Origin of the sequence: Archangium violaceum (genome assembly GCF_016887565.1) — a bacterium.
Classification (GTDB): domain Bacteria; phylum Myxococcota; class Myxococcia; order Myxococcales; family Myxococcaceae; genus Archangium; species Archangium violaceum_B.
Genome location: NZ_CP069396.1, coordinates 5,361,358 through 5,385,485, shown reverse-complemented (window position 1 = coordinate 5,385,485; position 24,128 = coordinate 5,361,358). Strand labels below are relative to the sequence as shown.

Sequence of the window (24,128 nt, the reverse complement as noted above, 5' to 3'; positions counted from 1 at the left end):
AACGTGCCATGCCGATTCGTGCTGCTGTTGAACCTGGACCGGCTGCTCTCGGTGTCCGAGCTGCTCGCGGTGTCGCGGGCGGCGGAGCAGGCGGCGTGAACGCGCGAATCAGCGACCGGGAGTTCCGCCTCTTCCAGGAGCTGGTCTACCGCCAGGCGGGCATCTTCCTGCCGCCGGTGAAGAAGGCGATGCTGAGCGCGCGCCTGGCGCCGCGGCTGAGGGCGCTGGGGCTGGACTCCCATGCGGCCTACTACCGCCACGTGGTGGCCGAGGGGAACGAGGACGAGCAGGTGCGGATGCTGGACTGCATCTGCACCAACGAGACGCACTTCTTCCGGGAGCCGGCCCACTTCGACTTCCTGGAGCAGCGGGTGTGCCCCCGATGGAGGGAGCAGGCGGCGGCGGGGCAGCGCTCGAGGCGCATGCGGGTGTGGAGCGCGGCGTGCTCGACGGGCGAGGAGCCCTACTCGCTGGCCATGGTCCTGCTCTCGCAGTTCCCACCGGGCTCGGGGTGGGAGGTGGAGGTGCTGGCCACGGACCTGTCCACACGCGCGTTGGAGCAGGCCAGCGAGGGGCTGTGGCGCGTCGACAAGGCTCGGGAAATACCTCCCGGGTACCTGCGCACCTTCATGCTCAAGGGAGTGCGCTCGCAGGAGGGTTGGATGCGGGTGGGCCCGCTGCTGCGCTCGGTGGTGCGCTTCGAGCGACTCAACCTGAACGCCGGGAGCTACCCCGGCGTGGGCACCTTCGACCTCATCTTCTGCCGCAACGTCCTCATCTACTTCGACCTGGCGTCCAGGACGGGGGTGCTGCGGCGGCTGTTCACTCACCTGTCGCCCCAGGGCTACCTGCTCCTGGGGCACTCGGAGAGCCTGACGGGGAGCCTGGTGCGGGCCCGGTGCGTGCAGCCGGCGGTGTACGCACCGGTGAACTGAGCTCAGTGTGCTATTGGGACGGAAACGCTCATACTCCACCGGAGCGGCTACGGAGCGATGTAGATGTCGCCGTTCGTCTGCGTGATGGCGCCGCCCACGACGTCGTAGACGTCGAAGAGGTCGACGCTCTTGAAGCTCGCGCCCGCCGGCACCGCGGCCAGGGCGGGTGAGATCGTCAGCTGGGTCAGCGTAGAGCTCACGAAGGTGTTTCCGGAGACCGTGACCAGGTTGTCCGCGGGCAGGTTTCCGCTGTTCACGCTGGTATCAGGTCGCAGCCACATGCCGGAGAGGCGTTGGTTGAGTGCAACCGAGCCGTGGAGCGGCGTGCTGGTGATGGTCACCCCCATCGTGGTGTCACCGGCGGTGACCGCGCTGCTGACCGTTCCCGCGATGGAGATGAACGGGGTGTATCCACCCGCGGGGTAGTGCGTCTGATTGTTGTTGTTGATGAGCAGCTGGCCGTACGCCACGTCGGCGTGCTTGAGGAACACCGTGCCCGCGCCACCGTCGGTGTACGTCGCGTTGAGGCCGATGCCTCCCCGTGCCTGGAGCTGCGCGTTGCCCGTCGCGAGCGGATAGGTGAGAGCGCCGACGAGGCTCGAGGCCCCGCCCGTGCTGACCAGCGCAATCCGGCCGCCACCGCCCGCGCGCACGGAGCCGATCGAGCCCGAGTAGGCGTTCGCCCCGTTGGCGGTGATAGAGCCGTTCCAACCCGTGGTGTCGAAGCCACCGCAACGCATGGAGACCGAGCCTCCCGCGGCGCCGTACTGGGCTCCGGTGGTCACCGCGCCGGCCTTGATGAGCGTGCTTCCGCCCAGCGTGCAGGTTCCGGCGGCCTCGAGCCGGAAGACGCCACCTCCGTTACTCCGGTACGAGAGGTACGACGGCGAGCCGCCCACGCTCGCGGCCGCCCCGCCGGGATACCGGGGGTCTCGATAGTCGTCGTAGGCCATGCCGCGAACCGCCCCGGCCGCGTACCCGCCGCCGACACCACCGTGACCCGCACCGTAGCCGTTCGCCACGCCGGTCGCGGCCAGGGGGCCCGTCGCTCCGAAGCCCCAGGCCGTCAGCGGCGCGCCCTGCGGATCGCACGCCATCGGATAGCCCAGCCCCGCCACGTCCACCGAGCCCCCCGTGAGCGTGAAGGTGTCCGCGAGCGTCAGGTGGAGCCCGTACACCATCGCGGCGGCCGGCGAGGTCTTGAATATCGGTGGGTAGTGCTTGAGGACGCCCGCGGTCTGCGCATAGCGCGCCGCCGTCAGCGAGTTGGTGGTCAGCGTGCCCCCCGACACGGCCACGTCGTTGGACGCGACGATGGTGGGCACGGTGAGCGCGCCCGCCGTCAACGACACGTTGTCCGCGACGAGCGTGCCGCCCCCCACCGGAGGCATTGCCTGGGTGCTCTGCACGACGTTCACCGCCCCACCCGCGTACTGGATGCGGCCCGTCCGGTTGCTCGTCGTGTCGAAGAGCACCAGGCCGTTCACGGTCATCGTGCTCGCCCCGGAGCTCGTCGTGTTGCCCGAGAGAACGTAGATGTCACCGTTGGTCTCGAGAATCGCGTTGCCGAGCACGTCGAGGTGATCCAGCACCTCCACGCTCCGGAAGAACGAGCCCGCGGCGATGTCGGAAGGAACGGCGGTGGTCGTCAGGCTGCCCACCGCGTTGGTGGTGACGCTCACCAGGTTCGACGGGTCGAACAGCGCCCCGCCCGCGGCGCTGATGTCGGGCCGCAGCCAGCCGCCCGCGAACACCCCGTTGTAGGCCGCCGAGGACGAGGGAGTCGTGTTCTGGGTGAGCGCCGGGTTCGTGTTCAGCGGCGCACCGGCGTTCTCGTAATAGGTCGTGTTGAAGCTGGTGCTGGCGATGGAGACGGGCAGCTGGGTGGCGCCCGCGGTGACGTTCGCGGTGAGGGTGCCGGCAATCGCGGGCAGCCGCGTCGTCCCCTCGTTCTGGTAATGCGCGGGCGAGTTGTTCGCGATGAGGAGGTCGCCGTACGTCAGCCCGCTGTGCTTGAGATAGATGGTCCCCGCGCCGCCAGCGCCAATCACGTAGCTGGAGTTGGCCGGCGCGCCGCCGAAGGCGTGGACCCGGGCCGTGAGATTCGTGGGCGGGTAGCTCACCGCGCCGGTGATGGTCGCGGCATCACCGGTGCTGACCAGCGCGATGCGCCCTCCCCCGCCAGCGCCCATCGGGATGGAGGAGTTCCCCGCACCGGGGCCTCCGTCCGCGTTGATGCTTCCCGTCCAGCCCGTCGAGGTGATGCCCCGGCAGCGAAGGTTGATGGAGCCCCCCGCGCCATTGAACGGAGAGCTCGCGGTGATGGAGGCGGTGCCAGCCAGCACGCAGGTCCCCGCCGAGGTGATGCGCGCGACGCCGCCCCCATGGAAACCCGAGTAGGTGCTGTTGGTGGCACCGGGATACTTCGGGTCTCGGTAATCGCCGTACGTCGTTCCCGCGTTGCCAGCATGGGCGTTGCTGGCCGCGGTCATGTTGATGCGGTAGTTGCCGGAGCCCATGCCGCCGTGGCTGGCGCCGTACAGCTGGCTCGTCCCTGACAGCGCGGACGATGGCGCGCCATTGGGGCCGAAGCTGACCAGCCCGTTGCCGCTGCAGGAGCCATTGGGAAAACAGGTCATGCCATAGCCCTTGCTGGTGGTGTTGACCGTGCCGCCCAGGAGGTTCCAGGAGCCCGTGAGGATGTCGAGCTTGTACATCGCGGCGTTGGTGGCCTGGAGATGCGTCACCGTGCCGCCGGTGATGAAGACGTCACCGAAGGTCTGCCCCACCGTGGTGGCGTCGAACGTCACCGTGCCCCCCGTGATGTAGAGGTTGCGGCCCTCCGCATGGCTGCTGGTGATGGTCACGTTGCCCGTGGTGATGGTGGTGCCACAGGTGCCGGCGCAACCGGCGCCGCCCTCGAACCGGCTCGAATCGAACGTGACGTCCGCCGTGTCCGGAAGCGCCTCGGTGCCGCTCGCACCCGTGACGGTGGCGGAGAAGGTCGTCGGCACGGCCAGTGCCGTCGAGCTCTTCGCCGTGACGACGTAGCTCCCGGCGCCCGAGTCCACCGCCGTCAGGCAGGTCGCTGACGGAGCATTGACCGTGCATGCCGTGGTTCCCGTGCCGCCCAGGGTGACGGACCCGTCGCTGCTCAGCACCTCGACGTGAAGCCCTGGCCCCAGGGGCGCTCCATTCGAGTCTCGCGGCGTGACGGTGATGGTCACGAAGGCGAGCCCATCCGAAGGCGCGAAGGTCGCGGAAGCAAGGAGCTGCGGTTCCGGCGAGGTCAGGCTGACATACGCGCTCCCGGAGGCGCTCGCCGCTACCGGATTCCCATCATCCCGCGGTGGAGGTGAACAGCTGAGCAACGCGAGCACGAGCGAACAGGCTCGCGGACCTGCGAATGGCAGACGCATGGACCTTCTCCCTGTGGTTTGGAACAGCGGCCAGCCGGCGGCACTTCGGCCCCGGGGGGCCGGACGTTCGCATGCTTCAACCGGGTTGCATGAAGGAAGAAGTCACTGGAAACATTTGCAGTCCAATGCGTTGGAGGTCCAAGCAGGCGGCTGTGGTCTCCTCCCGCGCTTCGTCCAGTTGAACCACCGGAACACCCGCCGGGCCGGCTCCAGCAACTGCGAAGCATCGGGCGAATGGGAGGCCTGTTGAGCTTGGGGAGACCACCCGGCGGAGTAGAGGGCATCAGCCGCCGAACGCGGCCGACGCCCACGCCGCCAGTTCGGCCCTTGCTGCCTCCAATGACGCGCCCCCCGCGCCGTTGGTCACCAGAGCGAAGTGGAGGTTGGAGTCCCGTGTCGAGAGCAAGAGCCGGTTCACGCCCGTGACGCCCGGTTCCGCCGCCGCAGCCACCGACTCGGCGCCGGTGTACGCGGGCACACCTCTGACCGAGCCGATCGAGCTCACCACCGTCGTCGCGCCCGGCGCGAACGACGCGGGCAGGTGCAGTTCGGTGGGCGCCGTGCCGCCGTTGGACCGCCACACCAGCACGCCGAACTGCCCCGTGCCAACCAGTGCGCGTACCGCGGGCATCGTGTCGGGAATCTTGTTCCACGTCAGCACGGTGCTGCCGTCGCGCGCTCGGTCCTCGTAGGCGAACGCCGCCGTCGTGCCCGCCACGGCGCGCGGGAACAGCCGGTCTACCAGGCGTTCGTCCACGGTCAGGGCGGCGATGCCGTTGTCGTCGACGTGCACGGCGGAGAAGTGCTCGTCGTTCATCGCGTCTCCGTCGGTGCGAACCTTGTCGGGGTTGTCGTTCATCAGCTCGTGGTGCCGGTCGTAGTTGACGTCCCAGTGCCACTGGCTGCCCGACAGCACCGGACCGGACGACGCGGCCGACGCCCACCACTGAGTGCCGGACAGGCGCGAGTCGAGGCCTTGGTGCATGGCCTTGAGCACGGTGGACTTCTTGTCAGAGGTGTTGCCGTCGACCGGGTGCCCGTACTCGGTCACGATGCCCGCCGTGCCCAGGGCACGCGCGCGGTCGCGGATCTTGTTGAAGTCACCGGTGTACTGCCCGTCGCCGGCCTTGCCGGGCATCAGCACGCCGGACTGTGCCTTGCCGTCGTAGAAGTGCGCGTTGAACACGTAGCGCTGCCCGAGCGGCGGCACGTCGGTGAACCCGCCGGGTTCGGCGAAGAAGTCGACGTTCTGGTTCCAGAACACCAGCGGCTCGACGAACGCGGGTTTGTCCGCCCAGCCGACCTGGTCCATGCGTGCCCGGAACTGCTGGTGGAACGGCCACAACAGGTCGCGCTCCCACTCGATACTGTCCTGGCCGGAGTCGTAGCGCCCGGCGTAGGGCTCGTTGAGCGGATCGACGCCCACCACGAGCCGGAAGGCGTCGGCGGACAGCCGCGACTTCACCCGCGCCATCGCTTCGCCGGCCGCGTACAGGAATTCGTCGCGGATGCGGATCGGCCCGGCGGAGGTGGTCACCTCGCGGTTGTGCCAGAAGTCGTAGGTGGCGGCGGTGACGGCGTTGTTGTTCTTCATGTTCTGGCCCCAGTGGAAGCACAGGCCGCACGACTCGCGCGGGTAGCCGCCCGCGCGCACCACCCACGCCGGGGCGCCGTCGCCGGTGTACCAGCTGTCGCGGTTGAACAGGTGCCGCGAGTACAGATCCTGGTGGAAGTCCAGGAGGACGCGGATGCCCTGGTCGGTGAACGCGCTGATCTGTTCGGCCACCTTGTCCAGGTAGGCGAGGTCGATGAGGCGGGGCTCGGGTTCGATCCACGCCCAGGTGAGCAGGAAGCGGACCGCGTTCGCGCCGGTCAGCCGCCGCATCGCCGCGGCGGAGGACCGGGCGTCGGCCGTGCTCGCGAACGGCAGGCCCCGGTACTCGGCGAGCTTGGCCGAACCGGAGACGTTGAACCCCCGCAGCACCACCTCACGGCCGTACTGATCGCGGAACGCGCCGTCGGCGACGTGCACTGCGGCGTCGTCGAACCAGAAGCGGTCCGCCGCACCGGCAGGCGTCACCAGCGACATGAGCAGGAGCACCAGGAAGAGCACCGATCGCTTCACCGAAGTCACCCCCACGCCTGAAGATAAGAGTGTTTCGTATGAAGCGTAGCAGCTCGGTTCGGGTTGCACACTTTCTAGCGGCGAACAGGCAGCGGCCTTCAAGAAGCCGGGCAGTAGCAGTGCCAGGGGCCACACCTCACGCAAGCGAACACGTCCAGGAGACGTCCCAGGCCTGGCCGGACGAGCAAGGCAAAGCTCGCCCAAGAGTCAGCGCACGTGAATGCCTGGTAATTCACCTTGTTCGCCTTCAGCGCTTCCTCGTACGGAGGGAAGCTCGCGTTGACGCGCTGGTCGTTCTCGGCTGAGCCCCCCACTCGGCTCATGTGGACGTCCGAGTGGGGTTGAACACAGGGGCAGGCTCAGACTCAGGGCGCGATGCCCACCGAGCGGAACAGGGCCGCACTCTCGTACAGGCGATCACCCCGGATGACGTGGCGCACTTTGCGCAGGTCGCTGATGAGCAGGGTCGGGTCGCCGTCCACCAGGATGAGGTCGGCGACATAGCCGGGCAGCACGCGCCCGTACTCCTTGTCGCGCTTCATGACCTCGGCATTGCCCAGCGTGGCGATGCGCAGCACCTCCCTGGGCGGAATGCCGGCGGCGACGTAGAGCTCGAGCTCCCGCGGCAGGAACAGGCCGGAGAGGTTGTCCGTGCCCGAGACGATGCGCACGCCGCTTCGATGCAGGAGCCCCACGAGCTCGACGAGGCGAAGGAAGGAGTCGCGGTAGCGCTCGGGCTGCTTCGCCACATCCGGGAGCCCGCCGCTGCCCGAGCCCAGCCGCCGCTGCAGGGTGGGCGGCAGGCGGCCGAGAATCGGGCTCAGACCCGCGTTCCAGTGGCCGGGCTGGTCGTGGAACATGTCATCGAAGATGGACACCGTCGGGTCCACCACCACGCCCCGCTCTCGCAGCAGCGCGAGGAAGGCACGCACCTCGGGCGAGCCGAGATCCAACGTGGCGGCATGCTCTCCCACGGCGATGAAGCGCGCGGGCGTGCGCGTATCCTGCACCCGGTCGAACAGGAAGTTGAGCGCCAGGAAGTTGATGTGCTGAAGCTCATCGGCGCCGGCCTCGACGAACTGCCGCGCCGTCATGAAGGCCGGCACATGGCCACTGAGCCGGAGACCCTTCGCATGGGCCAGGCGCACGAGCGTCGGGACGAGCTCCGGCTTGATGGAGCTGTAGATCTTGATCTGCTCGTAGCCCCTGGCCGCGTAGTTGTCGATGGCGGTGCGCGCCTCCTCCTCGTTGTCCACGAAGACCCGGGTCGGCCCTGAGTACGGGCTGCGGCCATCCATGAAACCGGCCTTGAGCACCCGGGGTCCGATGTCGTGACCGGCCTCGATCTCCTGGATGAGCCGCGTCAACGTGCGGTCTTCGTTGGCGAGATCGCGCACCGTGGTCACCCCGCCCGCGAGGGCGAGCGGACCATCGGCGCCCCCCGTGATGTGAACGTGCATGTCCCAGAGGCCTGGCATGAGGAAGCGGCCCTGGGCATCGAGGATCCGCGCGTCGCGAGGCACCACCAGCTTCGCCGAGGGGCCCACGGCCGAGATGCGGCCCTGGGTGACGAGCACGGTCTGGTCCTCTTCCACGGTGAGCGTTCCCGGGTCGAAGACGCGGGCATGCGTGATGGCGAGCGGACGGTCGAGCTTCGTCGTGAGGGCGCGCGCCCGCGCCCGCGCGAGGCGGCGCTGCTCGGCCTCCTGGTATCCATCCAGCTGCTCCAGGGTATCCTCGAAGCCCTCGCGGACGAGCTTCATCCAGCTCGAGACGCTGGCGAAGAAGCGCTGCTGCTCATCGAGCCACACATAGCTCGGAGCGAGGTCCAGCCCGCTCAGGGAGTAGAGCCGCACGCGCCGGCTGCCGGCCTTGCTCTTGACGGTCAGGGAGCCGACAGCGGCGACCTGGGCCTCGCCCGAGGGAAGCAAGGCCATCCGCTGCCCGGGCGCCCGGAGCGCCGCGCGGATGAGCAGTACGGCCTCCTCGGGCGGGGACTCGAGGCTCAGGTAGAAGACGGGCCCGGAGACCTCGCGCCGCACCTCCCCGGCCGAACTCTTCCAGTGGTGGGATGCGCCAGTGGCGGAGTAGCGCTCGTCGACGGGCGCCTTGAGATAGTCGACGCCACGGCTCTCGGCTGAAACCAGCGTGCCATTCGCGCTCACGCGGAACGTCGAATCGAGCACCGGTCCCCGCCCGCGATCGTTGAACTCGTAGTGGACCCTCACCTCTCCCTCGGGGAGGTACTCCACCTGCTGGCGCCCCGCGACGTTGCCCAGGAGCAACACGGTGCTGCGCTCGGTCGCGGCCCCCGCGCTCGTGGCCAGCGAGAGACAGAGTCCCGCCAGCACCCATGGCCCCAAGGCCCATGCCTTCTTCATCATCGTCCCCTCCCTCGGCCGGTTCGGCCAATCACACCCGCGAAGCCCTACGCGGTTGGGGTTGCCGCTGTCCAGCATCCCCAAGCGGTGTCAAAGCATGAAGGGCGCGGCGGGGGCCAGGGGCCTCCTGGCTGTCTGCCCGATGATGCCGGGGTCAAATCGAGCAGGCCGCACGAGGCGCTCGCCGCTTCTGGACGAAGGTGCTCACCGCGGCCTTGAAGCAATCTGGCGCCGTGAAGAGCAGGAAGTGCGGCCCGCCCTTGACGGTGAACAGGTTGATGCCAGCGGCCTTGGGCAGCAGACGGATATGGGCCTGGGCACCCGCATGGGGTGTCTTGGGGTCCATGTCGCCCTGGAGAACCAGAACGGGCGGAAGAGCGGCGGGAGACCGGCCGAACCACTCGTCGCGCGGATAGGACAGAGACGTTCGACCGACGAGCTGACCCGGCAGGCTGCTGACGAACAGGAACCGGGCGGCCTCGGCTTCCACCTGGGCCTTGGTGAGGCCCGGCCGGGCGTTGTTCTCGGATGCGCTGATGACACTGACGAGCGGGATGGAAATCGACGACTGCGGGAAGCGGCCGAACCGGGCGCTCAGTGCCTCCAAGTCACGCTGGACCTGCCGCAACGGCTCGAGGTCGCCGCCTCTGAGGCCCGCGAGGACAAGGGGAATCCGCGCCCGCGGCTCCGGGCTGTCCAACAGTGCGCCGAAGAAGAGTTTCGGACGCCCCCCGGGGACGGCAGCGGACAACTTGGAGTCGTCGACGAGCCCCTGCATGGCGGCAACCGCCGAGCCTCCGAGACGAGCACGGCAGCCAGGGTCCGCGTCACACTGCGCGAGAACCGCACGGCCCACCTCGTCGACGACGGCCGATCGATGACTGAGGTCCCATTGCTCGGTCGTTTCCGGAGGAACGAGGGAATCGAGCACGATCCCCTCGAGGCGCTTCGGCGGGGCGACCGTCATCATGCGCAACACCAGCTGCGTGCCGTAGGAAACCCCATAGAGCCACGTTGGCCGGCCGGCGGAGTAGCGCTCCATCAGCGCACGCAGATCGTAGGCGGCGTGGGTGATGGTGAAGGCGCGGGTGCGCTTGGAATCGGACTCCAGCGCCTCGAAGCATGTCGCCCACTCGGCCCCTTGAAGCGCGAAACCATCGGCGCTGTCGGCGGCCTCTTCCTTCTGGCAGAGCCGGCTCGAGAAACCGGTCCCGCGATGATCGGGGACCAGCAAGTCATATCCCGGGAAGGCGGCCCGTAGGGTCTTGAGCAGAGGGTAGAACGAAGCCCCTGACTCGCCGGGCCCACCCGCCACGAGCCAGACTTGCCCGGCCGCTCGCCCCGGAGCCGGGAACTTGCGGACGAAAAGCTCGAGCCGCTCACGGCTCGGCTCCGCGTAGTCCAACGGTGCGCTGAAGCGAGCGCAGAGGGAACCGGCGAGGGCGTCATCCTCCTTCGCGTCCGGGCAACCGATGAACTCATCGGCACGAGTCGCCGTGCCTTGATCGGACGCGTGTGAAGAACTGCCCAGGACGAGTGCGCCCCAGAGCGCGACCACGGCTGCGAAAGTGGGATGCTTCATGTTCGTGCTCCGAGAGAGACTGGTCCTCGATGAACAACGGAATCAGGGAGGGCTCCGCACGCAAGCGCGCCATCATCTCGGGATGGTTGGCCAGAAAGAGGAGCGAGTTGCCAAGGAGATACGAGACCGCTCGTGAGCTTCTCGGCGGTGGCCCGCACGCGTGACTCCAGCCGGGCAATGGTGGTGGGCCCGAACGCGCGCAACACCAGGGAGCGCAGCGGCTTCACCTGACACACCGGGCTCAGGCGCCGCAGCTCCGCGTAGTGGGGATAGGGATTCGCGAGAACTTCTGGCGCCATCAGGTTGATAGGCTTCGCCATTGTCTCCTCCTTGTCCGGGTCCACGCCTTCATGCGTCTTTTTGGAGTGCGGGCCCACTGTCCGATTCGTGAACACCCCGTCCGAGACTCGGACAATCCAGATTCATGCTCGCAACCCTTTGAACCAACAAACAATTCACCAGGAAATGTCAGGACTCTTTACAAGATTTCCCGGGACGATAGGTACACCCATGATCCAGTGCCAACCGGGTATTACTTTCTAAGGTTTTGTTTTTCCGTATATCCAGGGCTTGGCCCGAGGGTTGCTCAGGGCAATGGGTGCGCGGCCGAAGGCTGGAGACCCCAGGCGGCAGCGCCCCATCCCTGTAGTCCCCCGAAAAGGAAGCCCCCATGCGGAAGCTGTCCATGGCGTTGCTGGCCGGTGTTGCTCTCGTCGGCTGCGGTGTCGACCCGGAGCTCGAGAACCAGCAGATCATCTCCAACCTGATCGAGGCTGGGTTTCCGGCCAACGACATCATGGTCGCCGATGGTTCCGTGTACGTGGGGAACGACGCGCACGTGACCCTCGCGGCGTCCCTCGAGATGCTGCAGCCCACCCAGGAGAGCGCGGAGCAGTACCGGACGACCAATCTCGTCAGCTCCAGCGTGACGAAGATCTGCGTCATCCCCACCTCCACGTTCAACAACTATAGCACCCTCAGCGCGGGGCTCGACCTGGCCATCGAGAATTACAATAGCCAGAACCTGTCCTTTACCATGGTGCGCGGCTCGGCCCCCGACTGCAGCGCGACCATCTCCGCGAAGACCACGAACGGCACCGGCGGCTCCGCGGGCTTCCCCACGGGCGGCAAGCCCTACGGCACCATCAACATCGGCACCGGCCTGCAGAACTACAGCGTTGACGTGAGCGAGCACGTCATCACCCACGAGCTTGGCCACTGCATCGGTTTCCGCCACTCGGACTACTACGATCGGTCCATCAGCTGCGGCGGCGCCTACAGCAACGAGGGCGCCTCCAACGTGGGAGCCATCCTCATCCCCGGCACGCCGTCCGATGCCCGCGTGGGCGGGTCGATCATGAACTCCTGCTTCCGGGCGACCGAGTCCGGCGAGTGGAGCAGCTCCGACAAGACCGCGCTGGACTACCTCTACTGAGAGCTGGAACGACAGCCTCCACGGCTCCGAGCCCTGGGGTCCCTCCGACACTTCGTCGCCAACGACGGAGTGCATTGCTCCCGGCCCCACGGGCTCGATCCCACGGTTGCTGGGGTTCGATCCCGACGAGGATGAGGTGGGCCATGCCCTGAGGCCCGCCCGGAGCGCCCTCTCGACGCAGTAGCCAGGTGTCCATCGTCCGGGGAGGCAGGGGGACGTGTGCCGCTCGACGGTGCACGGGCCGGTTCTGTACGGAAGGCCGCGACCCCTCCTCCGGGACGGATGGGGACGACGAGGTGCGATGTCACCGTGTGCCCGCTTCTCAAGGAGGCGGAAAACCATGCGGGCCAACGTCTTTCGCGGCGTGAATCAGTTTGGAATCGAGGAGGTCGAGCGTCCCAAGGCAGGCCCCGGTGAGGCCGTGGTGCGGATGACGCTCACCACCATCTGTGGCACGGACCTGCACATCGTGCGGGGCGAGTACCCGGTGAAGCCGGGGCTCGTCATCGGCCATGAGCTCGTGGGAGTCATCGAGGAACTGGGCCCCGGCGTGGAGGGCTATCAGGCCGGGCAACGGATCCTGGTGGGCGCCGTCACTCCGTGCGGTCAGTGCCGCGCCTGCCTCTCCGGGCTGCTCTCGCAGTGCGGACATGGCGGAGGCCACGAGGCGCTCGGCGGCTGGCGCCTGGGCCACACGCTGAATGGTGTCCAGGCCGAGTACGTGCGCGTGCCCTCGGCCCAGGCCAACCTGACCCCCATCCCGGACGAGCTGACCGATGAGCAGGTGGTGCTCCTGACGGACATCGCCTCCACCGGCTTCAGCGGCGCGGAGTCCGGCAGGGTGCGCATCGGCGACGCGGTGGTGGTGTTCGCCCAGGGGCCCATCGGGTTATGCGCCTCCATCGGGGCCCGCCTCATGGGCGCGGCCCTCGTCATCGGCGTGGATGGAGATGAGAGCCGCCTGAAGATGGCGCACCGCATGGGCGTGGACGTGGTGCTCGACTATCGACAGGTGGATGTGGTGCGGGAGGTGAAGCGGCTCACCGGAGGCGGCGCGGACGTGGCGATCGAGGCGCTCGGAACGCCGGGCACCTTCGAGAACGCGCTGCGCTGCCTGCGGCCCGGGGGCACCCTCTCCAGCCTGGGCGTGTACTCGGAGAAGCTGGAGCTGCCCCATGACGCCTTCGTGGCGGGCCTGGGAGACCACCACGTCGTCACCACGCTGTGTCCTGGCGGCAAGGAGCGCATGCGGCGGCTGATGGAGATGGTGCGGAGCAAGCGGGTGGATCTCACGCCGCTGCTCACGCATCGTTTCAAGCTCGACGACATCCGGAACGCCTATGCTCTCTTCGGCGAGCGGCGCGAGGGCGTCATCAAGGTCGCCATCCGGCCCTGAGAGCTGGGGCTCTCGATGTCTGGCCCCCGTCAGCCAGTGCCGGGTGGACCCGGCGCGAGGACTCCGCGCCGGGCCGCTTGCGTCACCCCGAAGGACGGGGTGGCGCGCGACTCAGTTGTACGTGGCCGTGTACGTGCCGGCCTGCGCGCCGTTGATGAACGCGAAGCCCACGCCCTTGATGGTCTGCGGCACCGTCGTCACCGGCGTGCCGTTGACGCTCACGGACACGAGCGTGCGACCCGTCGCCGTCCGCGTGGGGATCATGAGCGACAGGTTGCGCGCCGGGGTGGCCACGGTGAAGGTGAGCGCCGTGCCCGTGAAGGCCACGGAGGACACCTGGGTGGCCTCGCGCGCGCCGAGCCAGGCGAGCAGCTGCTTCGCGGTGATGACGGACACGCCCTCGCGCCGAGCCGAGGCGATGATGGCCGCCGAGCCCGAGGAGCCCGCCGACGGGTCCGCGTCCACGTGCATGTTGGCGTTGAACGCACCGTAGTACCCCTTGGGGCCGAGCGCGTTGGCCAGCAGCGTGTCGATGTGCAGCGGGTACGACTGGCCGGACTCGTCCGTCATCTGCGTGGCGAGCTGGTAGACGTCGATGGGCGTGCCGTCCACGTCCGCGAAGCGCATGGCCAGTCCCGAGCCGGTGAACAGGCCCGGGCGGTTCTGCACCCAGTAGTCCGGCCAGTAGTAGTAGTTCGTGTCCAGCCGGATGCCGTGGCGCAGCGACACCTTCGGCTGCGTGGCCCAGTCGCTGAAGGCGATGCAGTGCGTGCGGTTGGTGGTGGGCGCGGGGATGCCCGGGTACGACGCGGCGAAGTTCGCCAGTTGCGGCGTGAAGAAGTTCGGGTCCAGTGTGGTGGCCGTGTAGTCCGCGCAGCCGGTATTGACGTGGAGGGCGTACTCGAAGCCCTGGGCCTCGTATGCCGCGGCCTGCGTCGCCGTCAGCCCGCCGATGAAGTCATAGACGGTGCCGCGCACGCATTCCCAGTTGTCCACGTTGCAGCTCGCGGGGCTGGCGTCGAGGTACTGCTGCCAGCGCTGCACGGTGGCGCCCCCCGGGTGCCCGTCACCCGTCATCACCACCACGGCCTTCTTCGCGCTGGGGAAGTACCAGAGGCGCGGCAACGGGACGGCGCTGGTCAGGTGGAGCATGTTCGCCAGCAGGCGCTGCTGCTCGTCCGCCTGGGGAATCTGCACCTTGCTCATGTCCACCCAGTCCGGCTTCGGGTCGAACGACGCGTTGCCGTAGAACATGTCGTTGGAGCGCGCCCCCGGGCCGATGCCGGAGCCGTCGCGGTTCTGGCCCTGCCACGCCGGGTTGCCCTGGCGCGTGAGAACGACGGACTTCGACAGGTCGTACGCGAAGGCGATGGCCGTACCGCTGCCCACCGGACGCAGGCTGACGGCCGCGTAGGACGTGGGCGTGGTGGCGCTCGAGTAGAGCGCGGCGACGGCGCGCGTGCCGGTGGCCAGCGTGTGCAGGTCCGCGGTGCCGTGGTACTGCATCGTCTCCGCGGTGAGGCCCGCGCCCGGCGCCTGGGTGGTGTCGAGCAGGAGGTAGCCCTCGGACAGCGTGCCCGTGGACGGGTTGAGGCCGAGCAGCGCGTCGAGGTTGGCGGAGGGCCGCAGGGCGATGAGGCTGCCGCCCGCGCTCACCCAGTTGGTGACGAGCGTCACCTGGGCGGCGCTCAGCGTCGTCTCGCCGAGGATGAGCACCCGGTAGTCATTGAGCGACACCGACACGCCGATATTGCCGGCGTCGGTGGTGGCGAACGAGGCGATGCCCTCGGCCTTTAGAATCTCCTTCAGGTAGTCGGTGAAGGGGTTGGCCGGGTCGGTGGCCAGCAGCACCGGGCCAGAGCCGGTGACACCCGGGCGCGGCGGCGGGCCGTTCGACTCGAAGAGGACGTCCACCCAGTAGTTGGCGTTCTGGTAGCTGCTGTTGGGGAAGCTGGACACCGCGCCGTAGGCATACACGCCGTTGCCGCCGCTGGTGGTGCTGCCCGGAAGTGCGTGCAGGGGCGGGCTGTCCACGCCGTTGGCCAGCCCACCCAGGTCGGCGGAGTAGCCGCCGACCGGGGCGAAGTACGAGGCCACGTACGTGGTGCCGGCGGTGATGGACACCGGCGAGGCGAACGTCACCTGCTGCCAGCCCGTGGCCGTCTCGTTCACGAAGGTGGCGCTGGCCAGGAGTTGGCCGGAGGCGCTCCACAGGTTGCCCACGTGGGTGCCGGTGTTGGCCCCGCCCTTGTAGAAGCGGATGCCCTTCACCCGGCCGTCCACGTCCGAACGGAACTTCACGCCCACCTCGATGGAGGACGTGTCATTGGCCGTGGGGGTGCCGGGCGTCGTGCTCACGGGGAAGAGGCTGAAGGTGTTGCCCGGCGGAGGCGGCTCCGGCGGCGGCGCGCCCGTGGCCTGGAACAGGACGTCCACCCAGTAGTTGGAGTCGCCGTAGCTGCCGGTGGGGAAGGTTCCCGAGGGCCCATACGCGTAGACGCCGTTGCCGCCGCTGGTGGGGCCGGGAAGCGCGGACACGGGCGGGGCACTCACGCCATTGACGAGGCCCGCGTCGTCGAAGGCATAGGCCCCGCTGGGCGCGTGGTACGAGGCCACGTACGTCGTGTTGGCGGCGATGGGCACCGGGTTGGAGAACGTCACCTGCTGCCAGCCGGTGGCCGTCTCGTTGACGAAGGTGGCCGAGGCGAGCAGCTGCCCGGTGGCGCTCCACAGGTGGCCCACGTGGGTGCCGGTGTTGCCCGCGCCCTTGTAGAAGCGTACGCCCACCACGTTGCCCGTCACGGAGGTCTGGAACTTCACGCCCACCTCGACGGGGCGGGAGTCATTGGTCACCGAGGCGATGACCGGCATGGCGGTGGACGGCCAGATGCTCACCGGCGCCGCGGGCCGGAAGACCACGTCCACCCAGTAGTTGGAGTTGCGGAAGCTGTCGGTGGGGAAGGTACCGGAGGGGCCGTACTTGAAGACGCCGTTGCCTCCGCTGGTGGTGCTGCCTGGCAGTGCGTGCAGGGGCGGGCTGTCCATGCCCACGATGAGGCCCGAGTCCGTGAAGCCATAGGCCCCGTTGGGCGCGTGGTACGAGGCCACGTACGTCGTGTTGGCGGCGACGGGCACCGGCGTGGCGAACGTCACCTGCTGCCAGCCAGTGGCCGTCTCGTTGACGAAGGTGGCCGAGGCGAGCAGCTGCCCGGTGGCGCTCCACAGGTGGCCCATGTGGGTGCCGATGTTGCCCGCGCCCTTGTAGAAGCGGATGCCGACGATGTCGCCCGCCACGTCGGACTTGAACTTCACGCCCAGCTCCACCGCGGTGGAGTCATTCGTCACCGAGGGCACGGCGGGCGTGCTGTTGGGCGAGAGGAGGGAGAAGGTCGTCTGCGCGTGCGCGCTCCCGGGGGTGAGGGCCAGGAGGGCCAACGCGAGCGCCGTGGTAACGCACCGGAGCAGGTGCTGGACGGCCCGGTGGGGCCGTTGGAGATGTGATGTCATTGGGACGTTCCTGATGAGGGTGGAGTCGTGTTGTAACGCGGTGGCAACCGCGCATCCCCATCTATCCGCCTGGTTGATTCGTCCACAATCGGGATCCGCCTGCTCGACCCTCATGAAGATGCATCGGGTTGTGGCAAGGCGCTCGATGGATTGAGCTATGTTGGCACGGGACCGCGGGCTCACACCGCCACCCTCCGACGCAGCACCTACCCCAGGAGAATGAACATGTTCGGGAAAATCGCCGCCGACGCCCTTGGCCTCAGCGACATCGGCTCGGTCATCGCCCCCACGGATTACAACAAGGTGGACGCCGACGACTACGTGATGCACGAGGACCAGGAGAAGATCTTCTTCCTGATCAAGTCCAAGTCAGACGAGTATTGCTTCACCAACAAGGCCCTCGTCCACCTCGACGGCACCAGCGCCGCCAGCAAGAAGCGCACGCTGCGCCGCTACAGCTACAGCACCCACCCTGTCTCGAATGTGCTGCTCGAGACCGCCGGCAACATCGACATGGACGTGGAGATCAAGTTCCGCCTCGGCACGAAGGACTTCTCGATCGACGTGCACAAGAAGCACCTCGAGCAGGTGAAGGACCTCTACAAGGCACTGTTCCGCATCTCCGAACTGATGCACGAGAACGAAGTGGCGCTCGGCCACGCCAAGGCCAGCATCGAGGTCGCCTCCACCACCCTCGGTCGCGGCCAGGCTGGCGCCGCGCCGATCGTGGAGTCCTTCAAGGAGCTCAACCAGGCCGCCTTCTCGTGGCTCGCTGGCGCTCAGCAGAAATACTGGGTGAAGGATTTCGGCTTCGTGTTCGAGCGCTACATCAAGGCATGAGGTCGCCAGGCTCGGGCGCATGAAGGCCCTTCCCGCTCTACAACCTGGACGAGCGGCTGGATGACGAGCGAGCCCGTGTGGAGCCGACCGGCAGGTGTCGGAAGTCCATCAAAGCGGGCTGGAAGACAGGCAATGAACCCTTCTACGCCCCCTACGCAGGGGGCGTCCTTGCGGCCAGGGGGAAGGGTGCCCACCTTTACCTCCAATGGGCCGGTTCGTGTCAGCATGCGCGGTAACGCTCATGGTGGCGCTCCGGGCGCTCCCAGCCGGTGCGGAGCCCCTCGAGGTGCACCGGCAATACACCACTCCTCCGGTGGAGCTGCCCGAACTGCCCGCCTTCGAGGAGCTGCTCTTCTCCTTCGCGGATCCCCAGCGCGCCCTGGAGGGAGGCTTCGCCGTCCCCAACCTCTCGCTCGCCGTGCGCGCGCGGGCCTGGGGATTCGTGCGGCCCGGGGCGCGCGATCAGCGGGAGGCCTGGGACGTGCTCTCCCTGTCTTCGCAGGACCTGACCCTGTCCGACATTCCGGCGGGAGGCCGCCTGGCGAAGTTCCTGGAGCTCGGTCCCGAGGGTGAACGTTTCCGGGTGCACGACCTCGGCCCGTGGCTACGCGGGCCCAACAGTCCGATCCAGAAGACCCTGCGGCCGCTCCTCGATCGCCTGCCTGGACAGGAGACGACCGCGATCATCGCGGCGACCGTGGCGGGAGTCGGGCTGGCCTACCAGTTCGGCACCACCCAGGCGCAAGCCCTCGGGCTGTCGCCCGAGCTGAGGGGCACCACGCTCGGCGGGCACCTCCGCGCGTCCGTCCGGTTGCTGACCGAGCCCCACTTCCAGAACGCACGCGCGGATGTGGCGGCGAGCTTCCGCCTGCCGGAGACACTGCGGCTGAAGCTGCTCGGCGCCCGGCTCGAACAGCTCGAGGTGGGAGGCTCGGCCGCGCGTGTCCCCCAAGGGCTCCTGCTCGATGAGCGGTGGGCCCACCTGCGGGGCCGGCTGTCCTGGCTCGAGCTGACCTTCGGGGTCCGCTCCAACCACGCCGAGCCTCTGCTCTGGATGGACCTCGAGACGATCATGCGGCGCGATCAATTCGACCTGCGCGCCGTGTTCAGCCACCAGTGGGTGACCACGCGGACCCACGCCATGGCCACGGCCACGCTGCGGACGGGCCCGGTGCTGTCCGGGCTCTTCTTCGGCATCCAGGGCCGGGTGAGGCACTCCTTCGGCCTGGTGAGCATGGGCGCCTTCTAGGGTCCTCACGGCTCCAGCGGCGGCTGGGGCCCCGGGATGATGTGCGCGATGTCCGGATCCATTCCGCACTCCGCACGGCTGGGGCGCTCGGACTTCAAGCGCTTGCGCTCCTCGCGCTTGACCTGCTTGTCCTGATTGCGCTGCTGACGGGCCCGTTCCTTCTGACGCTTGATGAATGTGACGGTCATGAGACTCCAAGGAGAGAGTGAGAGGCCTGTCTCCTCCCTGAGACGGGCCCGTGCTGACAGTCTGATGCACATGGAACCGCGCCCGCCAGGCAGGCAAGGAGACCCAGAAGCCTCCCGTCATGGGAATCCTTCAGGGCACCGCCCGGCTCATCGGAGCGCGGTGAACCATGGATTTAAGCACCTGAACCGGAGATGCCACCCCAACACAGGGGGGTGTCCATCATCCAACGCCGACAACCGGGTGCCGCGTTGGAAATGAAAAAGGCCCAACCTCTCGAGGAGACTGGGCCTGGTGACAGGGCCTGGTGACAGGACCTGACGTCGCGACTCAGGCGAGGCGGACGTTCTGCGCCTGCAGACCCTTGGGGCCGCGGGCGACATCGAACTCGACCTTCTGCCCTTCCTGAAGGGAGCGGAAGCCGTCGGCCTGGATCGCGCTGTGGTGGCAGAAGAGATCCTCGCCCCCGCCCTCCTGCGTGATGAAACCGAAGCCCTTCGCGTCGTTGAACCACTTCACGGTACCGATTGCCATTTACTCGTCTTCTTTCTTGTCCAGCCTCAAAGAGTTGAGCCGGAGGCCGCTTCCCAACCGGGCGCGACCATTGCCGTGTGTCACGATTCGAGGCTCGTGCATAGGGCCCCCCCTTCGAATATCTCCGAAAAGTGGCCCCCGTGACTGGCGGCTGGGGATGTAACCCTCGGCCCCGGGCGTCCATTCCGCCCTCGCCCCGAGGAAGGCTCAGCGGAAGCTCAGCACCTGCTGGCAGGCGTGGGGCACCTGCCGCGAGGTCCCTCCCGCCATGCACGTGATGACGGTCGCCGAGCCGCGCAACTCGACGCCCCCGACGTACACATCACGCCGTCCGCCAGGCTCGAGCAGGCGCAGGTGCGTGCACTCCGTCCGGACACCGTCGATGACGCAAGGGATGCGGGACTCCATGTACGGAACCCGAGCGACATCCTTGAACGTCTTCACGCCATCCCTCACGAACGCCCCCAGTCGGGAGCTCTCGGGGAGATGGGTCCAACCGAGCCGCGAGCCATCCTCGCACTCGACCCGACCGCTGCCGTCATCGGCCAGGACCTTGCACCCGGCGGGCGCGGGGAGCTCCCGGCCAGCGAGCGAGGCTTCCGAGTGCTTCACGCTCACCCCCGCCTCGGGTCCGGCCCTCCACCCATTGCCCGCGAGCTTCTCCAACACGCGCCCGCAGCGCGCCTGGTGCTCCGGAGTGTTCCGGGCCTTACAGAGGACCCGCCGCGCCCCCTTCCCCTCCACCGGCAAGACCGCGAACGCCGACAGCTCCTGTGCCGCCGGCTCCTTCGCGCTCATGCGCAGCAGCCGGGCCTTCCTGCCCGCCAGCGTCGCCGGCTCCTCCTCGAACTTCATCCGGCCCGCGGCCTGTCCCTCGAACGTGCGGCGACTGCTCTCCCACAAGACCTCGGCGGAGACGGCCGCATGGTCGGAGACGATGGCGTTGAAGTCGCCGCACTCGTAGCTCCACCCCTCGTCCGCGATCGGCTCCGCCGTACATCCAGCGAAGAGGGACTCGGAAGCGGAACCCGCGTGAGCGGGCAGCGAAGGACCCGCCGCGAGGAGCAGCAGGGAGAGGCCAGGCAGGAGACGGAGCGAAGAGGAGAGGATCAACGAGTCCCACTTTCATCGACGGGTTGGCGCGCGAGAGGACGCCGTTCCGCCGAGGTTCCTGACAGCGCCTGGACGCAGAAGAGGGGGCCGGGCAGGCATGGGAGATCGCTGGCGCGCTCGCGCACCGACTGTCCTATGCTGGACACCATGGGTCGAGCCAAGCCCGAGTTCCTGGAGCTGACCAGCCTGCGTGCCTTCGCGGCGCTGCACGTGGTGCTGTTCCACAACCTGTACCTGCTCGGGGATTCGGCGCGTGCGCTTCCGGCCTGGGTCCACACGCTCGTCAGCACGGGGTTCGTCTCCGTCAGCTTCTTCTTCCTGCTGTCGGGGTTCGTGCTCGCGTACGCCTACGGAGACACCGGGCCGGAGAAGCCGCTGGACCGTGGAGCGTTCTGGAAGGCCCGGGTGGCGCGCATCTACCCGATCTACCTGCTGAGCTTCCTGCTCGATGCCCCGCGCGCGGTCGGCTATTTCCTCGACCACCACCCTCCCCTGCTCGGGGCCCTCAAGTCGATGGTGGCCGGAGCCGCGTACCTGGGACTGGTACAGGCCTGGCTGCCGCAGCTCGCCTCGGCCTGGAACGCCCCGGGCTGGTCGCTGTCGAACGAGGCCTTCTTCTACCTGCTGTACCCCCTGCTGGCGGAGCGGGTGGGACGGCTCCGCGCGCGGTGGCTGGTGCCCATGCTCGCCGCCTGCACCGGTGCCTCGCTGCTGCTCACCGCGCCCTTCGTCTGGGGCATCGATGCGGCGGCGAGTGGCTTCTGGATGGGCCTGGCCGGCTTCAACCCGCTGATGCGGTTGCCCGAGTTCCTGGCCGGCATCGTGCTCGGACGGATGTACCTCCTGAGGCACTCCCAGTCCTTGCCGGTACCGCCGGCCCTGCGACTGCTCGCGCCCGCCGGAGCCGCCGGGCTCCTGGGCGTGCTGCTGGTGAGCCCTCGCATCCCCCCGCTGCTGCTGCACAATGGGCTGTTGCTGCCGCTGTTCGCGATGATCGTCTACGGGCTGGCCCTCCGGCAGACGCCGGGCCAGCACTGGCTGCGGCACCCCGTGCTCGTCCTCCTGGGGCGCTCCAGCTTCGGCCTCTACATCCTCCACCAGCCCATCAAGAGCTACGTGGTCCAGGCGGGCAGCGCCCTGGGGGTGACCCCCGGACCCCTCCTCTTCTCCTGCTACCTGGGCGTGGCCGTGCTCTTCTCCCTGGCGGCCTTCCATTGGGTGGAGGAGCCGGCACGCCAGTGGCTGCGCGCGGTGCTGCGCCGTCGCCGCCGCCAGGCGGACGGGTTGATGGCCGAGGCGTAGGCGCCCCTCCGGGGTGTCCACGAAATCGGGGTCGACCTGGAATCCCGTCGGGTACACTGCGAATTCGTTCGGTGCGGGTGCTCGCATCCCTCCAGGGAGTTCAGGTCGCCATGTCGGACGTTCCGGATCTGCAGCAACTGCGTGTAGCCATCGAGCGGGTGGACGAGGATCTCCTCGACGCCCTGCGCCGCCGGATGGATCTGGCCGAGGACATCGCCCGGGCCAAGCTGGCCGCGGCGTCCCCCATCCGGGATCAACGGCGGGAGGATCTGCTGCTGCGCCGCATCCGCGCCGCGGCGGTGGCCCGTCAGCTGGATCCCCATGAGGTGGAGCGTCTCTACCGCTTCATCATGGAGATGTCCGTGGCCCGGCAGCAGGCGCTGGTGACGACGCTGGACACCACGCCGCTCCGGGTGGCCTACCCGGGCGTGGAGGGCTCCTACAGCCACCTGACGGCGCACAAGCGCTACGGGGGCCGGCCCGGCGGAGTGCTCCTCACCGGCTTCGACACCTCGCGCGGCGCGGTGGACGCGCTCCGCCAGGGCGAGGTGGACCTGGCGCTGCTGCCCATCGAGAACACCACCGCGGGGGCCATGTACGAGACGTACGATGCGCTCGCCGAGGAGGGCATCACCATCATCTCCGAGCTGGTGGGCCAGGTGCAGCACCGGCTGCTCGGGCTGCCCGGGGCGAAGCTGGAGTCGCTGCGCATCGTGCGCTCCCATCCGCAGGCCCTGCTCCAATGCGAGACCTTCCTGCGCGAGCAGCTGCCCTGGGTGCTCCAGCTCCCCGAGCTGGACACGGGCGGCGCGGCCCAGCGGGTGCGCGAGGGGAATGATCCCACCGTGGCGGCCATCGCCAGTGATTCGGCGGCGCAGCGCTTCGGGCTGGAGGTGCTGGCGCGCGATCTCCAGGGAGCCAGCGCGGACTTCACCCGCTTCCTCGAGGTGGCGCGGGAGGCCACGCCCCTGCCCGCGGACGTGCCCTGCAAGACGTCGCTGCTGATGGTGCTGGAGAACAGGCCCGGCACGCTCAGCAAGGCGCTGCTGGTGCTCGCCGAGCACGGGGTGAACCTGGCCCGGCTGGAGTCCCGGCCGCTGCCGGGCACACCGTGGGCCTACCGCTTCTTCCTGGACCTGGAGGGGCATGCCGCCTCCGCGTCGATCGAGGCCGTGCTCCAGGCCCTGCGGCCCTACACCACCGCGATGCGGCTGCTCGGCACCTATCCCCGCGTGGAGTTGCCCCCGGGCTAGAGAGCCCGAGAGCAACCCGGGACACCTACCCGACGTTGTGGGACGCCGGGTTGGTGATGGACGTACGGAGGAACCACGACGCGAAGCCGAGCGCCTCGCAGCCGTGCACGAAGTTGTACGTCAGCGAGATACTGGTGTTCAGCGTGTGCACCTCGTGGAACCACTGGCGAGGCACGAAGACGATCTCTCCGGGGTTGACGTCGAACTCCACCATCTTCGCCTTGCCGAAATCCGGACGCTCGTAGTCCAGCCGCTTCAGCTTGCGCGCGCGGCGCGACTCCTGATCCGGCAGCAGCGCCTCCTGGTCCGGGGCGAACATGAAGCAGCGCTTCGAGCCGTACACCTGACAGACGATGGCATTGGAGCGAATGCCATCCACGTGCAGCTTGCTGGCCGCGCCCTTGGGGGAGATGAACAACCCGAAGCCCGGGAAGCGCTTGCGCGTGGGATCCATCCCGAACGGGGCGAAGGGGATGACGTAGCCACCCTCGGGCATGAAGCCGGGCCGCGCCCAGTCGCCATTCACCTTCTCCAGCGACTCCAGCTCGCGCATGCGCATGTAGCGCAGCTTGTCGATGCTGCCGTCCGGCTCGCCCGGGCCCTCGCTGGCGGCCTTCAGGTGCTCGTAGAAGGCCGAGAACGGCATCTTCTCCAGCACGACGGGACCGTCCGCCGTCACCTCCACCGGCATGTCGCCAAAGAGCTCCCGGAAGCTCTCGGGCGTCCAGGTGGACGGGGCGCGCCAGTTCTTCATCGCGCCCGTCACGATGACGGGTCGGTTCTTCTCGATGTACTCGTGGATGAACTCCTCGGGGGTCAGGTTCTCGCGGACGTCAACGGGTCTCTTGCTCATGATGGCTGGCTCGTTTCC

16 protein-coding genes are annotated in these 24,128 nt (G+C 68.3%); 7 read left to right on the top strand and 9 right to left on the bottom strand.

The features are described 5' to 3' along the window. Window positions 1-95 precede the first annotated feature (95 nt). Window positions 96-935: a CheR family methyltransferase gene (locus tag JRI60_RS22010; protein WP_239470656.1), complete on the top strand. Its 840-nt coding sequence runs from the start codon at window positions 96-98 to the stop codon at window positions 933-935. Window positions 936-982: 47 nt separating this feature from the next. On the opposite strand, the gene JRI60_RS22005 is transcribed toward JRI60_RS22010, so the two are convergent. From JRI60_RS22005 to JRI60_RS21990, 4 genes are all read right to left on the bottom strand, one after another. After that, entirely contained in the window at window positions 983-4,354 is a 3,372-nt protein-coding gene (locus JRI60_RS22005) for a beta strand repeat-containing protein (protein ID WP_204227799.1), read from the bottom strand. 283 nt (window positions 4,355-4,637) lie between these two features. Further along, window positions 4,638-6,467, bottom strand: a complete 1,830-nt coding sequence (locus JRI60_RS22000) for a cellulase family glycosylhydrolase (RefSeq protein ID WP_204227798.1) — start codon at window positions 6,465-6,467, stop codon at window positions 4,638-4,640. Window positions 6,468-6,844: 377 nt separating this feature from the next. Then, the gene (locus JRI60_RS21995) at window positions 6,845-8,863 is read right to left on the bottom strand and encodes an amidohydrolase family protein (protein ID WP_204227797.1); all 2,019 of its coding nucleotides are present in this window, start codon (window positions 8,861-8,863) and stop codon (window positions 6,845-6,847) included. Between the two features lie 151 nt (window positions 8,864-9,014). Continuing rightward, window positions 9,015-10,442 carry an alpha/beta hydrolase gene (locus JRI60_RS21990; RefSeq protein WP_204227796.1) on the bottom strand — a complete coding sequence of 476 codons (1,428 nt, stop codon included), beginning with the start codon at window positions 10,440-10,442 and terminating at the stop codon, window positions 9,015-9,017. Between the two features lie 670 nt (window positions 10,443-11,112). On the opposite strand from JRI60_RS21990, the gene JRI60_RS21985 reads away from it, so the two are divergent. Together JRI60_RS21985 and JRI60_RS21980 are read left to right on the top strand one after the other, a co-directional pair. After that, on the top strand, window positions 11,113-11,877 hold the full coding sequence (locus JRI60_RS21985; protein WP_204227795.1) for a zinc-dependent metalloprotease: 765 nt from the start codon (window positions 11,113-11,115) through the stop codon (window positions 11,875-11,877). A 340-nt stretch (window positions 11,878-12,217) separates the two neighbouring features. Continuing rightward, window positions 12,218-13,273 carry a zinc-binding dehydrogenase gene (locus JRI60_RS21980; RefSeq protein ID WP_204227794.1) on the top strand — a complete coding sequence of 352 codons (1,056 nt, stop codon included), beginning with the start codon at window positions 12,218-12,220 and terminating at the stop codon, window positions 13,271-13,273. A gap of 111 nt (window positions 13,274-13,384) precedes the next feature. On the opposite strand, the gene JRI60_RS21975 is transcribed toward JRI60_RS21980, so the two are convergent. After that, a complete protein-coding gene (locus JRI60_RS21975; RefSeq protein ID WP_239470655.1) occupies window positions 13,385-16,780 on the bottom strand; it encodes a DUF4082 domain-containing protein in 3,396 nt (1,131 codons plus the stop codon). A gap of 225 nt (window positions 16,781-17,005) precedes the next feature. Between JRI60_RS21975 and JRI60_RS21970 the strand changes: the two genes are divergently transcribed. After that, the gene (locus JRI60_RS21970) at window positions 17,006-17,620 is read left to right on the top strand and encodes a PH domain-containing protein (RefSeq protein ID WP_204227793.1); all 615 of its coding nucleotides are present in this window, start codon (window positions 17,006-17,008) and stop codon (window positions 17,618-17,620) included. A 217-nt stretch (window positions 17,621-17,837) separates the two neighbouring features. Beyond that, entirely contained in the window at window positions 17,838-18,869 is a 1,032-nt protein-coding gene (locus JRI60_RS21965) for a hypothetical protein (protein ID WP_239470654.1), read from the top strand. Between the two features lie 5 nt (window positions 18,870-18,874). On the opposite strand, the gene JRI60_RS21960 is transcribed toward JRI60_RS21965, so the two are convergent. The 3 genes from JRI60_RS21960 to JRI60_RS21950 all read right to left on the bottom strand — a co-directional run bounded on the left by JRI60_RS21960 (window position 18,875) and on the right by JRI60_RS21950 (window position 20,702). Further along, window positions 18,875-19,057 carry a hypothetical protein gene (locus tag JRI60_RS21960; RefSeq protein WP_204227792.1) on the bottom strand — a complete coding sequence of 61 codons (183 nt, stop codon included), beginning with the start codon at window positions 19,055-19,057 and terminating at the stop codon, window positions 18,875-18,877. Between the two features lie 328 nt (window positions 19,058-19,385). Then, window positions 19,386-19,589 (bottom strand): cold-shock protein, encoded by a 204-nt coding sequence (locus JRI60_RS21955; protein ID WP_204227791.1) that lies wholly within the window; start codon window positions 19,587-19,589, stop codon window positions 19,386-19,388. A gap of 207 nt (window positions 19,590-19,796) precedes the next feature. After that, window positions 19,797-20,702, bottom strand: a complete 906-nt coding sequence (locus JRI60_RS21950; RefSeq protein WP_204227790.1) for a hypothetical protein — start codon at window positions 20,700-20,702, stop codon at window positions 19,797-19,799. A gap of 147 nt (window positions 20,703-20,849) precedes the next feature. Here JRI60_RS21950 and JRI60_RS21945 point away from each other — a divergent pair, with 147 nt between their 5' ends. After that, the gene (locus JRI60_RS21945) at window positions 20,850-22,004 is read left to right on the top strand and encodes an acyltransferase family protein (protein ID WP_204227789.1); all 1,155 of its coding nucleotides are present in this window, start codon (window positions 20,850-20,852) and stop codon (window positions 22,002-22,004) included. 110 nt (window positions 22,005-22,114) lie between these two features. Beyond that, window positions 22,115-23,257: a bifunctional chorismate mutase/prephenate dehydratase gene (locus tag JRI60_RS21940; protein ID WP_204227788.1), complete on the top strand. Its 1,143-nt coding sequence runs from the start codon at window positions 22,115-22,117 to the stop codon at window positions 23,255-23,257. A 25-nt stretch (window positions 23,258-23,282) separates the two neighbouring features. Here the strand turns inward: JRI60_RS21940 and JRI60_RS21935 are convergent, their stop codons facing one another. Next, entirely contained in the window at window positions 23,283-24,110 is an 828-nt protein-coding gene (locus JRI60_RS21935) for a cupin-like domain-containing protein (RefSeq protein WP_204227787.1), read from the bottom strand. Between the last annotated feature and the right edge of the window lie 18 nt (window positions 24,111-24,128).

Bases quoted from the DNA above. Each gene is read 5' to 3' on its own strand.
- JRI60_RS22005 (WP_204227799.1), bottom strand. From the start codon at position 4,354: ATGCGTCTGCCATTCGCAGGTCCGCGAGCCTGTTCGCTCGTGCTCGCG.
- JRI60_RS21995 (WP_204227797.1), bottom strand. From the start codon at position 8,863: ATGATGAAGAAGGCATGGGCCTTGGGGCCATGGGTGCTGGCGGGACTC.
- JRI60_RS21990 (WP_204227796.1), bottom strand. From the start codon at position 10,442: ATGAAGCATCCCACTTTCGCAGCCGTGGTCGCGCTCTGGGGCGCACTC.
- JRI60_RS21985 (WP_204227795.1), top strand. From the start codon at position 11,113: ATGCGGAAGCTGTCCATGGCGTTGCTGGCCGGTGTTGCTCTCGTCGGC.
- JRI60_RS21980 (WP_204227794.1), top strand. From the start codon at position 12,218: ATGCGGGCCAACGTCTTTCGCGGCGTGAATCAGTTTGGAATCGAGGAG.
- JRI60_RS21975 (WP_239470655.1), bottom strand. From the start codon at position 16,780: ATGACATCACATCTCCAACGGCCCCACCGGGCCGTCCAGCACCTGCTC.
- JRI60_RS21970 (WP_204227793.1), top strand. From the start codon at position 17,006: ATGTTCGGGAAAATCGCCGCCGACGCCCTTGGCCTCAGCGACATCGGC.
- JRI60_RS21960 (WP_204227792.1), bottom strand. From the start codon at position 19,057: ATGACCGTCACATTCATCAAGCGTCAGAAGGAACGGGCCCGTCAGCAG.
- JRI60_RS21955 (WP_204227791.1), bottom strand. From the start codon at position 19,589: ATGGCAATCGGTACCGTGAAGTGGTTCAACGACGCGAAGGGCTTCGGT.
- JRI60_RS21945 (WP_204227789.1), top strand. From the start codon at position 20,850: ATGGGTCGAGCCAAGCCCGAGTTCCTGGAGCTGACCAGCCTGCGTGCC.
- JRI60_RS21940 (WP_204227788.1), top strand. From the start codon at position 22,115: ATGTCGGACGTTCCGGATCTGCAGCAACTGCGTGTAGCCATCGAGCGG.
- JRI60_RS21935 (WP_204227787.1), bottom strand. From the start codon at position 24,110: ATGAGCAAGAGACCCGTTGACGTCCGCGAGAACCTGACCCCCGAGGAG.